The sequence below is a fragment of the Pantoea folii genome, from assembly GCF_056678875.1.
In genome coordinates, this window is sequence record NZ_JBWXON010000002.1 from 253240 (window position 1) to 266285 (window position 13046).

Genomic DNA, 13046 nt, shown 5'->3' on the forward strand with positions numbered 1-13046 from the left:
TCTTAAATAGGTTTCTACTACACTTGCCTGATTCAAATGAGTAAAGAGGTTTACATGACGCAATCCCCTGACAGCAATCAAGCCTGGCTATTGGCATCGCGCCCCGATGGCGAACCGGTTAAAGAGAATTTCCGGCTTGTTGAACAACCTATTCCCTCCATCAAAACAGGTGAAATGCTGCTCCGCACGGTTTACCTCTCACTGGATCCTTATATGCGCGGGCGCATGGATGACAGTAAATCCTATGCGCCTCCGGCACAACTTGATCAGCCAATGGTCGGCGGTACAGTTTCACAGGTGGTTGAATCGCAGCATCCCGATTATAAAACCGGTGACTGGGTACTGGCAGGCAGCGGATGGCAACGTTATGCCGTCTCGGATGGCACTGGCGTAGCGAAAATCGGCGATCTGCCCCACCCATCCTGGGCGCTGGGCATTCTGGGGATGCCCGGCTTCACCGCTTACATGGGCCTGATGGACATTGGGCAGCCAAAAGCAGGCGAAACCCTGGTGGTCGCCGCCGCGACGGGCCCGGTGGGAGCCACCGTCGGGCAACTGGGTAAGCTCAAAGGCTGTCATGTGGTTGGCGTTGCCGGTGGTGAAGAGAAATGCCGCTACGCGATTGAAAAACTCGGGTTCTCAGCCTGTCTCGATCACCATCGCGAGGATTTTGCTGAACAGTTGGCGAACGCCTGCCCGGACGGGATCGATATCTATTTCGAGAACGTTGGTGGCAAAGTGTTTGATGCCGTGTTCCCGCTGTTGAACACCGCCGCTCGCGTACCGGTTTGTGGACTGGTCTCAACCTATAACAGTGGCAAAACCCTATCCGCTGGTCCTGACCGTACGCCACAAATCCTGAGTGGGATATTGAAGCGCCGAATCCGTATGCAGGGATTTATTATTTTCCAGGATTACGGTGATCGATATCCGGAATTTCTGCAGGCGATGACGCCATTGGTTGAACAGCAGAAAATTCACTATCGTGAACACATGATCGATGGATTAGAAAATGCACCACAGGCGTTCTTCGATATGTTGAAGGGTAATAACTTTGGTAAAACCGTGGTCAAAGTGGCTGAAGAAGAGTGATAAGGGCCGGTTATTCTTAACATTAAATAACCGGCTAAATAGCAGCGTTATCTCTGTTTGGCCTGCGGCAGCAAGAGTTCCGTCAAAATTTTATTACGCTGGTTTTTGGTCAGCCAAAACATGCGTGGAACCCACGCCGGACGCGGCTGCGCGGCATAGAAATGCTGCATTTCATCTAACCAGGTTGCGTTGTTCATTGTTCCCTCCTTTGTTAAAAAAAGTATGAAGGGAAAAAACCGGAACAAATAGTGAGAGGATTATAAAATTTGTTCCGGGTTTAAACAGTCATGGCAAATCCAGGGAAAATTTAACGCCCTTTCTTTTTACGACCAGGTTGAGCAAAGCGCTGACGCCCTGCTGGTTTGGCCGCAGCTTTCTCTGGAATCTTTGCACCGTTCGATGCGACTTTTTTCGCCGCTGCTGCCGGTTTCTTTTTCGCCTGGCTTTGCTGCGTTTTTTTGTCTTCGGATGAAGAATCCTCGATCAAGTTAAACAACTCAATCAATTCGTCATCAGTAAAATCACGCCATTCGCCCAGCGGGATGCCTTTCAGACTGACATTCATGATACGCGTACGTTCAAGCTTGGTGACTTCGAAGCCAAAATGCTTGGTCATTCGGCGAATCTGGCGGTTAAGACCCTGAACCAGGATGATACGAAACACAAAGGTCGACTCTTTCTTCACTTTGCATTTTTTGGTCACAGTACCCAGCATCGGCACACCCGCCGCCATCCCGGCAATAAACTCGTCGGTGATGGGCTTATCTACGGTCACCACGTACTCTTTCTCGTGGTTGTTACCGGCGCGCAGGATCTTATTGACCAGGTCACCGTGGTTGGTGAGGAAAATCAGACCCTGTGAGTCTTTATCCAGACGGCCGATCGGGAACACGCGTTTACTGTGGTTAACAAAATCACCGATGTTATCGCGTTCACCCTCTTCCATAGTGGTAATAATGCCCACCGGCTTGTTGAGCGCAATCAGCACTAAATCTTCTTCGTTACGCGGCTCGATCAACTGCCCATTCACTTTCACTTCATCCCCGGCAAATACCTGTGCGCCAACGGTCGCGCGCTTGCCGTTAATAAAAACGTTGCCTTGCTCTATGTAACGATCGGCATCACGTCGTGAGCAGATTCCGCTCTCGCTAATGTATTTGTTCAGGCGCGTGGATGAGTTGGGCAGCATGGTTCCTCCGAAAAAAAACGGACTATACAACAACCTTAGACGTTGTGTAAGACACGGTTAAACATCATTGTTCCAGCTTGTAACCTCATCACCGTTTGGTAACAGCACACTAACATTGTGGTTGTTCCTCAGGAATCGATCAGCGACAATCGCCATCCATCGCGTTTTCTTATGACAGAGTATGACCTTCATGACACACCTGCGTCGCGCCAGCTGGATAACATCGCTGCGGACTTTCCTTGCCCGTCTTTGGCCGCATCCGTTACCGGTCGCCAAAAAACAGAGAGTCATGGCCAGCATCGGTGCGGGCCTCGGCCTGATGATCACCAGCCTGACCAGCCATTGGCTGCTTGGTGAGGTCAACTTATGGTTTGTGGCACCGATGGGGGCGTCTGCAGTGCTGCTTTTCGGCTTACCGAATAGTCCGTTGGCGCAACCCTGGTCGATTGTTGGCGGGAATCTGGTCGCAGGCGTGATAGGCGTGACAACCGCGATGTATGTGCCCTATCCCGCAGTCGCTTGCGGCATTGCGGCTTGTCTCGCCATTGCCGTGATGTTTCAGCTGCGCTGCTTGCATCCTCCCAGTGGGGCGGTGGCGCTGACAGCGATTCTGGGCGGCAGTGGCGTTCAGCAATTGGGATATCAGTTTATTCTCTCTCCCGTGCTGCTAAATTCCGTGTGTCTCGCTGTACTGGCAATCATTTTTAATAATCTTGCGGGTCGCCGTTACCCGCATCCGCTGGCTGCTAACGAACCTAAAACGAATTCAGTGGCGCTTGAAGTGCCAATTACTCGCGATGATCTGCATCAGGCACTGGAGAACGGTCAGCTTCTCGATATTGACGAGGATGATTTGCAGCAGCTGTTACAGCGTGCTGAAGAGATTGCGCGTCGTCGGCAACAGTTACCGCCACAGCCCCTGAAGCGCGCCGGTTAAATTGCAGGCGATATGAGCCCCGTCGGCTGACCGCATTAACACAAACCTCGGCTTATCTCCCCGCCGAAGCCGTGAATCCTTACACCATTATCATCCACTTCGACCACCGCAAAGGGTATTTCGCTTGGACCATCGAGCATGCCCTTCATGGTATAAAACCCTGTCTGACCGATGTATGCAGCGTTGCTGCGGTGGTCATGTCCTGAGAAGCAAAAATGTATGTTGTAACTAGAAAGGAGATCCACCAGCACACTGGCGTTCATCAGTATATGCGTGGTGTGAGGCGCCAGCGGGTAATGACCAAACACCCCCACTTTTTCCCCCCGTTGCTGAGCTTCAATCAATTGCTGTTCAATCCAGTTCAGCTGCTGCTGACCGACGGCACCGTTCCATGGCTGAGCCTGCGGCTGTCGCTGCGCCTTTAATTCCGCTAACAGGTTCTCAGCCTGGTAATAGTCATCACCATTCAGTGCATTGCAGTACAAACTGACATCGTTACCGTCATAAACAATAAACCGCCACCCCGCTAAGCGAAACGAGTAATAACTTTTGGGGAGTGCCGCACGATTATTCAGATGCTGAGCAAGGGTTTGCGCATCATGATTCCCCAACACTACCGCATGCGGATGCACCAACTGGTCATAGAGCGGCAGAATGGCGGCATAGCTTGCCCAGTCCCGGTCAACCAAATCGCCCAGCGTCACCACAAAATCCAATGGCTGCTGATTCAGGGCTTCAATTGCCTGCGGTAACTTATCAAGTGCATGACGGTAGTAGAGGTTATTGGCGATATCAGCTTCGACATCGGCATACTGCGGATCAGCAATCACACCGAAACGCAGCACGTTATCCATCATTGCAGGACGTAAATCAGGTAAAGCATAAAACTCGGCCACATCGCCGAGGAGTTCGCGCTGCAAGGATGTCAATGGATGCGGATGAGTCACGAAAAACACTCCTTAGCGAATACCAGCACGCATGAACGACTGAATAAACTGGCGCTGGAAAATCAGGAACAGCACCAGCAACGGCAAGGTGGTCATCAAGGTAGCGGCACCAATGAGCGCCCACTGTACGCCCTGCTCTGGCGCCGAGAACAATTGCAATCCGACGGTGAGCGGTCTTACGTTGACGGAATCGGTAATCACCAGCGGCCACAGGAAATCATTCCAGTGGAAACTGATCGAGACCAGGGCAAAAGCGATGTAGATCGGTTTCGCCAATGGAATGTAGATTTTGCGCAAGATATAAAACCGACTGGCTCCCTCCACAATCGCCGCCTCTTCCAGCACCAGTGGGATACTTTTGAACGTCTGACGCAGCAGGAAAATGGCAAAAGCAGAGGCGAAATACGGCAATGCTATTCCCGTTAAAGTATCGCGCAGCCCAAACGCACCGATGGTTTTGTAATTGTTCAAAATCAAAACGTCCGGACTAATCATCAACTGCAGCAGGATCAGCGCGAAAATAACCCCTGAGAATTTCATTTTGAAACGCACCAGCGCATAGGCCGCCATGGTCGCCAAAATTAACTGCACCACCACAATCATCAGCACCAGCAAGGTGGTATTGAGGAAGTAGCGGGCAAACGGCGCGGCATGCCAGGCTTTGATAAAGTTATCGAAGGTCAGCGGCGAGAACAGCGAAAAACTGGCCTGATCCGATGCAGGATGGATTGCTACCCACAGGGCGACCAGAATCGGCAACAGCCACAGCAGCGCGGCCAGCCAAATGATGAGGTTCAGACACCAGCCACCCAACGCGTTCGTCTTCTTCATTGATAATGGGCTCGCTTGTCCAGCAGCGTAAATTTAATCAGCGCAATCGCCGCGAGGATCACCAGCAATACCACGGTCATCGCCGCGGCAGCAGGCATATCCCAGAAACTGAATGCGGTGCGATAGATATAGAACAGCAGCAGACTACTGCTGTTGTTGGGGCCCCCGTTGGTCATGGCAATCACCTGATCGACAATGCGGAAGGCGTTCATCGAAGCATTGATCAACACAAATAGCGTCGTTGGCATCAACAGCGGCCATTGCACGCGACGGAAAAAGTAACCGCGTGAAGCCCCTTCAATCGCTGCCGCTTCATTGAGGCGGGGATCGATCTGCTGTAAGGCAGCAAGATAGAAGATCATAAAGAAGCCCGCTTCACGCCAGACAGAAACCGCCATCAGACAATAAAGGGACGTGCCCGGCTCACCGAGCCAGTTCACGGCAGGCAGTGAGAACAGCGCCAGCAACTTATTCAACAGCCCCAGCTGCGGAGTGTAGAAAAACAGCCATAGGTTGGCGATGGCAATCATTGGGAGCAATGATGGAATAAAAAACGCCGCGCGGACCAGCGAATTTGCCGCCAATCGTCGATTCACAGCCAGCGCCATCATTAACGCCAGCGCGACGGCCAGCGGAATGGTGATCAGTGCATACAACAAGTTGTTCCAGAGCGACTGGATGAAGATATCGTCATCCAGCAAGGCCATGTAATTATCCAGCCCAACGAAGTGGGCCGGATGATTATTACGGGAAGCGCTGAACAGACTCTCCCAGATCGTCGCCACCGCGGGATAATGCGTAAACAGCAGCAAAAAACTCAGTGCTGGCAAAATCAGCAGGTAACCATAAAGCTGCGTCGACCAGAATGCGGGACGACGCTGCGCCGTACTGGCATTTATCGTGCTCATCGCGCTTCCATTACTGGTAGGACTTCAACAGGCGATCCGCTTGCTTCTGCGCACCTTCAAGCGCTTCTGCCGGGGTTTTTGCCTGGGTCACCGCCGCTTCGACAGCATGGTTCAACGCATCCTGAATCTGTACGCTGTTGTAGGTCGAGAGTTCTGGCTGCGCATACTTCAACTGCTCACGCGCGACCAGCGCCTGAGGGACCTCTTTCACGTAGTCTTTCATCACCGTGGTGTCCCATGCCGCTGGAGATGTCGCCACATAGCCTGTCGCGATACTCCAGCGCGCAGCTTGCTCCGGTGAAGTCACCCAGCGGATAAACTCCATCGCGGCTTTTTGCTGCTCGGGTGAGGCATTCTTAAAGACGTAAAGGTTACCGCCGCCGGTTGGGCTGCCACGCTGTGTTTTCTCTGGCAGCATCGCCACACCAAACGGGAATTTGGCGTTATCGCGCACGTTGGTCAGGTTACCGGTGGTGGTGACCATCATGGCGGTTTTACCGCTGATAAAGTCCTGTGGTGTGGTACCCCAGGCGATGGCGCCTTTCGGTGACACTTCTTCTTTTTGCCCGAGGTCGGTCAGCCATTGCAGTGTTTCAACGTTACCAGGGGTGTTGAAATGTACGGCCGTGCCTTTTCCGTTATCCAGACGACCGCCATTGGTGGCAGAGAGTCCCTGGAAGTTCCAGTAACCGTTTGGCGTGGACGGAATTTCGATGCCCCACTGGCTCACGCCGTTAGCATCTTTGATGGTCAGTTTTTTACTGAATTCCACCACCTGCTGCCAGTTGGCCGGCGGTGTGTCGCCATTCAAGCCAGCTTTCTCGAAGGCCTGTTTATTCCAGTACATCACCACGGTAGAACGCTGGAATGGCACGCCCCACACTTTGCCATCAATGTGACGCAGGAACGCTGGATAGAATCCATCGATCCATTTTTTACCTTCATCACCGGTCGCCAGATCGCTGGCGGCGACAATCGCGCCCGCATCAATCAGGGAATAAGCCTCAATGTCACCAATGACCGCCAGCTGCGGAGCATTGCCACCCCGAAACGCGGTCAGCGCTTTGGTGACGGTTGTCGCATAGTCACCGGTGTAAACCGGCTGAATGCTCACTTCCGGATGCACTTTTTCGAAATCAGCCACCAGCGCGTCAACGGTGTGGCTGACTTTGCCACCGACCGCGATCGGATAGTACATCTGCAATTTAACCGGATCGGCGGCAAAAGCGGAAACCGTAGTACAGAGCAGTAAAGCAGAGGCCAGGCGTGAGTAACGAATCGCAGACATGATTATCCCTTGGGCGAAAACAACGGTTAAACAGCGTATTTTTTCTGTGAAACAAACATCTGTTGCTCGGCAGACGCACAGCGTTTGCCAGTCGTGGTGGAAAACAAATATTGGCGAGCTGCAGACCACTGCAATCCGACCTGGCTATCCTCGACAAAATGCTGCATGCCGGGCACTTTCACGGTGATGGCATCGGACAGACCCGCGAGTTGGCACACCAGCAAGGTATCAGCACCCATGTATTCGTAGCTGATGACTCTGGCTTTTAGCGCCGCGTGTTCAGGTGAGATCAGCTGAATATCTTCCGCTCGTAAACCGAGACTCAATGCCACCTCATCGCAATGCTCAACCACCTGGGCCGGTAAGTGGCTCAGGTAATGACGGTTTTCTTTGTTGTGCAACGGCAGGATATTCATGGGTGGTGCGCCGATAAACTGCGCGGCAAAAACCGTGGCGGGATTGTTATAGAGATCGTTCGGTGTGCCTTGCTGCTCGATGTGGCCGTCATTCAGCAGAATAATACTGTCCGCCATGCTCATCGCTTCGGTCTGGTCGTGCGTGACATACAGCATGGTGAGCCCCAGCTTCTTCTGTAAGGCACGAATCTCACGGCGCATGCTCTGCCGCAGCTTGGCATCGAGGTTAGACAGTGGCTCATCCATCAGACACAGGTTGTTATTCGCGATAACCGCCCTTCCCAACGCCACACGTTGCTGTTGACCCCCAGACAGTTGCGACGGCAGGCGATCAAGCAACTTATCCAGTTCCATCAGCTTGCTGACGTCATCCAGTCGGGCCGTAAAAGTCTGCTTATCTTCACCGCGTGCCTTTAAACCAAACAGCAGGTTCTCACGAACATTCAGATGCGGAAACAGCGCATAGGATTGAAACACCATCGATAGCTTGCGCTGCGATGGGGGCAAATGAGTGATTTCAGCGTGTTTAAAGTGGATCTCGCCGCGGTCGGCGGTTTCCAGCCCGGCAATGGTGCGCAGCAGTGTGGATTTCCCACAACCGGAGGGCCCAAGCAGCGCAACAAAGCTCCCTTCTGCGGCATCAAAGGTGATGTCATTGAGGGCAATTTTGTCGCCCCAGGCTTTAGTGATGTGATGTAGCGAAAGGTGGCTCATGCATCCGCAGTCCTGAAAACAGAATGGCGGTAAGCTAGCTCAGGTAAATGAAGGATTTATGTTACTGGGGTGACGGTTGGGTGACTGGAACAGGCTACCCTGCTGTTATAAGGGAGTGAAACAACCTGCCGTGCAGTTTATATAAAGTCAAAAGGGCGGCGATAATTGCCGTGCAACTCAAACACAACAAACCATAACTTCCATCTGGTTTGCTTAATTTGAAATTAACGGCGATAATTGCCGTCATATGACCATTATGCAAACCAAAAGCAATGTTGAACGCTGAAAGTCGTCAAAGGCTGAAACAGATACTTCCTGTGGGATTACTCGCCACTAAACCCTGGTTGGTGACACAGGGTTTAAATCCGCACTTCATTGATAACGCGGTCAAAAGCCAAACCTTGCTGACACTGACCCCTGGGGTGTACGTCCGCGAAACATCGCAGGTTAACTGGAAAGGCGTTGTCACCTCATTGCAAAGAATGAGTCTCTTCCCCGTCCATGTCGGCGGATTGAGCGCACTCGATCTGGAAGGACTCGCACATTATCAATCACGTAGCAAACATATCCACATCGAGCTATACGCAGAAACGGCTTTGCCTGCATGGCTGAATAAAATTGACAGCAACATTCATTTTGCATGGCACAGCACCCGCCGGTTATGGCCAGCTTCACTGATGCAGGAAATACGCTATCTTCGTGCAGATAACTGGCGAGAGTCACTTCCGCCCTTGCTCTACTCTACACCCGAAAAAGCGATTCTTGAGGCGCTGGCCGGGGTTCCAACAGCAATGAGCTTTGAACATGCAGATCAACTGATGCAGAGCTTGCCTACTCTATCGCCCAAAAAAGTGGATGCGCTTTTGCGTGCCAGCTCCAGCATCAAGAGCAAACGATTATTTTTATGGCTGTCTCAGCAGCATAATCATGCCTGGTTCAAATACCTTAAGCCGGAAGAATATGATTTAGGTGTGGGTAAACGTGAAATAGCACGTGGCGGCAGATTGGATAAAACATGGAATATTACCGTCCCCAGGGAGTCGAATTAATGGACCGCCAAAGTGTTTATTGGTGGAATTACATAATTTATTGAATATGCAGCCATCTAAACACACTGAGGCGCTGGCGAAACTCAAAGAGGTATTGCTAATAACCACTTAGCTAAGCCATGCAGCATGGCTTAGCCACGGAATAGGATTTACTGCGACATACTCAAAATCGTCCGAATATTTTGCGCCGTGGTCGCCACAATATCGATTGCTCCAGTACGCAGTGCGCCGAGCAGTGCCATCGCTTTGGTATTCTCGGAGGCAATAGCAATCACGCAGGGAATTTTACGTAATTCCTCGATGCTAAGACCAATCACCCGGTCATTCATCACCGTATCCACATGCTGTCCCTGGGCGTTGAAGAAGTCATAACCCGCAACATCCCCGGTGACGCCCTGATTCACATGCGCATCAATAATCTCATGCGGCGTAAACCAACCGAGTTTCACCATGTAGCTGTTTTCATTCATATCACCGATACCCACCAGCGCCACATCCGCTTTACGTGCGCGGTCGAGCGTCTCTTTGATGGTGCCATTCTGCATAAAGGCATCGCGCAGTGCGCGGTTCTCGACATAGGCAGGTGCGTACAGGGTTTCACTGATACCACCAAACTTCTTGGCGAGTCGACGGCTGATGTGATCGGCGTTAATCGCATCACCGGGACGATGAGTCCCACCAATGCCGCTGATAAACAGGCAGTTACGTGTCGGCACCTGGCCGGGATAATCGGCGACAGCGGCGACGTTACGCCCTTGTCCGACAGCGACAATCGCATTGTCTTTTAATGATTGTGCCAGATGGGCTGAGACTAACGCCGCTACCTGACGACGCTGTTCTTCATCGTCCGGCGAATCCAGTGCGATGAGAGCACGTTGCAGTTGAGGGAAACGGTTTTGCAGCTGTTGTTCAAGGCGCGTACTGAACACCGGATGGTAGCGCACATTAATTTCGACGATGCCCTCTTCGCGTGCGCGTTTAAGCAGTCGGCCAACCTTAATGCGGGATATCCCAAACTTACGCGCAATCTCCTCCTGGGTGATTTCGTCCTGATAATAGGCCACCGCAATTTCTGTCAGCAGCTCGGAGTCCTGAGAAAGCGAGTTTTTTTCCATCCGTTACCTGTCTTGTATCGTGACACCTGATTTAGGGAAGGAGTTATATCATTGATACGACTCACTTCGCCAGACAGCAGCGAGGCGAGTCGCAGGTTGCGTCACGCTTAACGCTTGATGGCGTCGATTTTCAGCATGCGAGCAATCACGATATCCAGCTCTTTCTGATCGAAGATCTGTTTCCAGTCTGGCTTCACAATCTTCTCGCGACCGTATTCCATGGCAATCATGCAGGCATCAGAGAACGGGTTGGTGGCGCGGAAGGCTACTGCCAGTGCGATCTGAATATGGCCATACAGCATCGCTTTGGCCGCTTCTTCCGGCACGCCGCTGTGCTTAACGGTCTCATCCAACGCTTCTTTCATAAAAGCGCCCACCATGCAGGCTACGGTTTCTACCAGCGTCGGCTCAAGGTAAGCCAATTGCGTGACGGTAACCCAATGCACTTCTTCAACCGGGCCGTACATCACGCTGATCACTTTGCTCAGCTCAGCTTTCTGCGCATCGGAGCCGGTTTCATACGAAGCCGCTACGTGCTGTACCGCAGCGATACCACCGAAGGCATCCGCGTGCTCTTCTTTGGTGTAGCGCTCGAGGAATACGGATGGATGGCAAGGGTGCGCCACCGCATATTCGATGCCATCACGATGGGCGATCAGGTTTGCGTAAGCCGCAGCCGGGTCCAGCGTCAGCAGGATCGCACCGGCCTTCATCTGTGGCACCACGCCCTCAGACACTTTGCCCAGCACGATATCCGGTACCGCCAGAATCACCACGTCACTGACCGGCACAACGGAAGCGGCATCAGACAACTCACGACCTTGCGCCGTCACTTGCTCCTGCGCCTTCGGTGAGTTCTCGACGTAAAACACCTGGTAGTCGCTTTTCTGGAAGTTAGCAGAAATGCGCATACCCATTTTGCCGCCTGCGCCAATTACGGTGATGGTTTTCAATGCATTGCTCATTGGTATAACTCCTGATCTTGTTTACTACGTAAGAATTCAACGGTACGGCGCGTCCATTCGGCTTCGCGCTCGCAGGTCAACGCAGCATCGTCCTGCCACGGCAACCAGTGTTCGACAATTTGGTTAATCTCTCTTTCGGCCGGACGCACGCTGGCGATCATCCGGTCATAATCCAGCAAGCCTTCGCCCATCAGGCAGCCAGCATAGGTAAAGCCGACCCAGCCATCACGACGCGTAAAGGCAAAGTCTTTAATGTGCAGATTGCCGACGCGTGCGGCGGTGTTGGCGATCACCTGTTCGGGCAATTCCAGGCCAGCCACGCAGTTAGCGGGATCGAGACACACGCACAACCACGGCGACAGAAACTTGTTAATGACCGACATCATCGCGCCGCTGTTGACCTGCTCATAGGTCTCCAGGCACAGACGCACCTGCTGACGCGCGAAATCAGGCAACACCGCACCAATCAACTCTGCCGCTTCATCCAGTGACGGACGGTGATCGGCGGTGTAGAACATGGAGCGCACCACATGGGCATCAAGAATGTTCGCCATATGCAGATAGCGACGCAGATGCGCAGTGCCTAAACCGCGTGTGCCCAGCTCCAGCGTGATACCCAGCTTATCGGCCAGTTGGCGAAGGTCCTGCAACTGCGCATCAGACCAACTTTCAATCGCCGGATAATCACAAATCTGGAATACCGACACATCCATCTCGGCGGTCTGCTGCAGCATCTGCTCCAGCGTCAGCGGATTGGGCACTTTGCTGGACATGCGCCAGAAAAAGGCATACGTACTGAGTCCGATACGGCTCATTAACGGATCTCCTTCGCCAGCACGCTGGCCTCTTCAATGATTTGCGCCAGTGCATTTGGGTCGTGGGCAAAACGGCCCAGGAACAGACCATGAACGTCAGTCCCCAGACGCTGAATCAGCCCCGGCCCGGCGCTGCCGCCGTAAATAATTTTTAAGCTAATTCCATCCGGTGTTTTCAGCTGTTGCAGGCCCGAACACACTGCGCGGATATAGCTATCCGGTGCAGGTTGTGGCGCACCAATCGCCCACTGCGGCTCATAGGCAAAGAACACTTCGCCGCGTAAACCTTGTTGCACCGCATCGGCCAATGCTTCCTCCAGCTGCAGCTCGCATAGCGCGATGGCCTGCTCCGGCTCAGCCTGCTGTTCTTCGCCGATGCACAATACCGGCGTTAACCCGTGACGCAGTGACATGGCGACTTTCGCGGCGATCTGCGCTTTGTCTTCATGAAAGTGGCGACGACGTTCGGCGTGACCGATTTCTGCCAGTGAGCAGCCCAGCTCCTGCAACATGCTGGCGCTGACTTCACCGGTCCAGGCGCCGTTTTCAGCCTGACACACATCCTGACCGCCAAAGCGAACCGGTGTTTTTGCGAAAATGTCAGCCACAGCGGGAATAGCCGGATAAGCGGGCAGCACAAACAACCCGACATCACCGTTTTTCACCGCCGGCAACTGAGCCAATCCGGCGACTTTGCGGCACCAGTCCAGTGTCTGCTGGTAACCGAAATACATTTTCAGGCTGACGCCGAGCCAGATTTTGGGCTGAGACATCATTACG

General features: G+C 52.8%; 14 protein-coding genes. 3 read left to right on the plus strand and 11 right to left on the minus strand.

The genetic code is table 11. The features are described 5' to 3' along the window. Nucleotides 1–54 precede the first annotated feature (54 nt). The gene (locus tag AC1MDE_RS04655) at nt 55–1092 is read left to right on the plus strand and encodes an NADP-dependent oxidoreductase (RefSeq protein ID WP_480344340.1); all 1038 of its coding nucleotides are present in this window, start codon (nt 55–57) and stop codon (nt 1090–1092) included. Between the two features lie 47 nt (nt 1093–1139). Here AC1MDE_RS04655 and AC1MDE_RS04660 read toward each other — a convergent pair whose 3' ends face one another. Together AC1MDE_RS04660 and rluF are read right to left on the minus strand one after the other, a co-directional pair. Continuing rightward, the gene (locus tag AC1MDE_RS04660; RefSeq protein ID WP_167347113.1) at nt 1140–1289 is read right to left on the minus strand and encodes a hypothetical protein; all 150 of its coding nucleotides are present in this window, start codon (nt 1287–1289) and stop codon (nt 1140–1142) included. A 110-nt stretch (nt 1290–1399) separates the two neighbouring features. After that, entirely contained in the window at nt 1400–2281 is an 882-nt protein-coding gene (rluF, locus tag AC1MDE_RS04665) for a 23S rRNA pseudouridine(2604) synthase RluF (RefSeq protein ID WP_034823556.1), read from the minus strand. A gap of 190 nt (nt 2282–2471) precedes the next feature. On the opposite strand from rluF, the gene AC1MDE_RS04670 reads away from it, so the two are divergent. Continuing rightward, complete coding sequence (locus tag AC1MDE_RS04670; RefSeq protein ID WP_058960568.1) at nt 2472–3218, plus strand: HPP family protein; 747 nt, start codon at nt 2472–2474, stop codon at nt 3216–3218. A 35-nt stretch (nt 3219–3253) separates the two neighbouring features. Here the strand turns inward: AC1MDE_RS04670 and AC1MDE_RS04675 are convergent, their stop codons facing one another. From AC1MDE_RS04675 to AC1MDE_RS04695, 5 genes are read right to left on the minus strand one after another with little or no spacing between them, the layout of a single operon-like run. After that, the gene (locus AC1MDE_RS04675) at nt 3254–4165 is read right to left on the minus strand and encodes a metallophosphoesterase (protein ID WP_480344341.1); all 912 of its coding nucleotides are present in this window, start codon (nt 4163–4165) and stop codon (nt 3254–3256) included. Nucleotides 4166–4177: 12 nt separating this feature from the next. Further along, on the minus strand, nt 4178–4996 hold the full coding sequence (locus AC1MDE_RS04680) for a carbohydrate ABC transporter permease (RefSeq protein ID WP_058960559.1): 819 nt from the start codon (nt 4994–4996) through the stop codon (nt 4178–4180). Beyond that, nucleotides 4993–5904 (minus strand): carbohydrate ABC transporter permease, encoded by a 912-nt coding sequence (locus AC1MDE_RS04685; RefSeq protein ID WP_058960560.1) that lies wholly within the window; start codon nt 5902–5904, stop codon nt 4993–4995. The genes AC1MDE_RS04680 and AC1MDE_RS04685 overlap by 4 nt, the downstream gene beginning before the upstream one ends. Nucleotides 5905–5914: 10 nt before the next feature. Then, the gene (locus tag AC1MDE_RS04690) at nt 5915–7192 is read right to left on the minus strand and encodes an ABC transporter substrate-binding protein (RefSeq protein ID WP_034823562.1); all 1278 of its coding nucleotides are present in this window, start codon (nt 7190–7192) and stop codon (nt 5915–5917) included. A gap of 26 nt (nt 7193–7218) precedes the next feature. Continuing rightward, a complete protein-coding gene (locus AC1MDE_RS04695) occupies nt 7219–8322 on the minus strand; it encodes an ABC transporter ATP-binding protein (RefSeq protein WP_479398487.1) in 1104 nt (367 codons plus the stop codon). A gap of 272 nt (nt 8323–8594) precedes the next feature. Here AC1MDE_RS04695 and AC1MDE_RS04700 point away from each other — a divergent pair, with 272 nt between their 5' ends. After that, nucleotides 8595–9371 carry a type IV toxin-antitoxin system AbiEi family antitoxin domain-containing protein gene (locus tag AC1MDE_RS04700; RefSeq protein ID WP_480344342.1) on the plus strand — a complete coding sequence of 259 codons (777 nt, stop codon included), beginning with the start codon at nt 8595–8597 and terminating at the stop codon, nt 9369–9371. A 149-nt stretch (nt 9372–9520) separates the two neighbouring features. Here the strand turns inward: AC1MDE_RS04700 and AC1MDE_RS04705 are convergent, their stop codons facing one another. The 4 genes from AC1MDE_RS04705 to AC1MDE_RS04720 form a co-directional block, all read right to left on the minus strand. Further along, entirely contained in the window at nt 9521–10486 is a 966-nt protein-coding gene (locus AC1MDE_RS04705; RefSeq protein WP_200577141.1) for a sugar-binding transcriptional regulator, read from the minus strand. A 107-nt stretch (nt 10487–10593) separates the two neighbouring features. Then, nucleotides 10594–11451 (minus strand): phosphogluconate dehydrogenase C-terminal domain-containing protein, encoded by an 858-nt coding sequence (locus AC1MDE_RS04710; protein ID WP_034823572.1) that lies wholly within the window; start codon nt 11449–11451, stop codon nt 10594–10596. Then, nucleotides 11448–12266: a sugar phosphate isomerase/epimerase family protein gene (locus tag AC1MDE_RS04715; RefSeq protein ID WP_034823574.1), complete on the minus strand. Its 819-nt coding sequence runs from the start codon at nt 12264–12266 to the stop codon at nt 11448–11450. The genes AC1MDE_RS04710 and AC1MDE_RS04715 overlap by 4 nt, the downstream gene beginning before the upstream one ends. After that, a complete protein-coding gene (locus AC1MDE_RS04720; protein WP_479399814.1) occupies nt 12266–13039 on the minus strand; it encodes a triose-phosphate isomerase family protein in 774 nt (257 codons plus the stop codon). The genes AC1MDE_RS04715 and AC1MDE_RS04720 overlap by 1 nt, the downstream gene beginning before the upstream one ends. Between the last annotated feature and the right edge of the window lie 7 nt (nt 13040–13046).

What these genes read in the sequence shown, in the direction of transcription:
- AC1MDE_RS04660 (WP_167347113.1), bottom strand. Translation starts at nt 1,289, where the DNA reads ATGAACAACGCAACCTGGTTAGATGAAATGCAGCATTTCTATGCCGCG.
- AC1MDE_RS04685 (WP_058960560.1), bottom strand. Translation starts at nt 5,904, where the DNA reads ATGAGCACGATAAATGCCAGTACGGCGCAGCGTCGTCCCGCATTCTGG.
- AC1MDE_RS04705 (WP_200577141.1), bottom strand. Translation starts at nt 10,486, where the DNA reads ATGGAAAAAAACTCGCTTTCTCAGGACTCCGAGCTGCTGACAGAAATT.
- AC1MDE_RS04710 (WP_034823572.1), bottom strand. Translation starts at nt 11,451, where the DNA reads ATGAGCAATGCATTGAAAACCATCACCGTAATTGGCGCAGGCGGCAAA.
- AC1MDE_RS04700 (WP_480344342.1), top strand. Translation starts at nt 8,595, where the DNA reads ATGTTGAACGCTGAAAGTCGTCAAAGGCTGAAACAGATACTTCCTGTG.
- AC1MDE_RS04670 (WP_058960568.1), top strand. Translation starts at nt 2,472, where the DNA reads ATGACACACCTGCGTCGCGCCAGCTGGATAACATCGCTGCGGACTTTC.
- AC1MDE_RS04720 (WP_479399814.1), bottom strand. Translation starts at nt 13,039, where the DNA reads ATGTCTCAGCCCAAAATCTGGCTCGGCGTCAGCCTGAAAATGTATTTC.
- AC1MDE_RS04715 (WP_034823574.1), bottom strand. Translation starts at nt 12,266, where the DNA reads ATGAGCCGTATCGGACTCAGTACGTATGCCTTTTTCTGGCGCATGTCC.
- AC1MDE_RS04690 (WP_034823562.1), bottom strand. Translation starts at nt 7,192, where the DNA reads ATGTCTGCGATTCGTTACTCACGCCTGGCCTCTGCTTTACTGCTCTGT.
- AC1MDE_RS04655 (WP_480344340.1), top strand. Translation starts at nt 55, where the DNA reads ATGACGCAATCCCCTGACAGCAATCAAGCCTGGCTATTGGCATCGCGC.
- AC1MDE_RS04680 (WP_058960559.1), bottom strand. Translation starts at nt 4,996, where the DNA reads ATGAAGAAGACGAACGCGTTGGGTGGCTGGTGTCTGAACCTCATCATT.
- rluF (WP_034823556.1), bottom strand. Translation starts at nt 2,281, where the DNA reads ATGCTGCCCAACTCATCCACGCGCCTGAACAAATACATTAGCGAGAGC.
- AC1MDE_RS04695 (WP_479398487.1), bottom strand. Translation starts at nt 8,322, where the DNA reads ATGAGCCACCTTTCGCTACATCACATCACTAAAGCCTGGGGCGACAAA.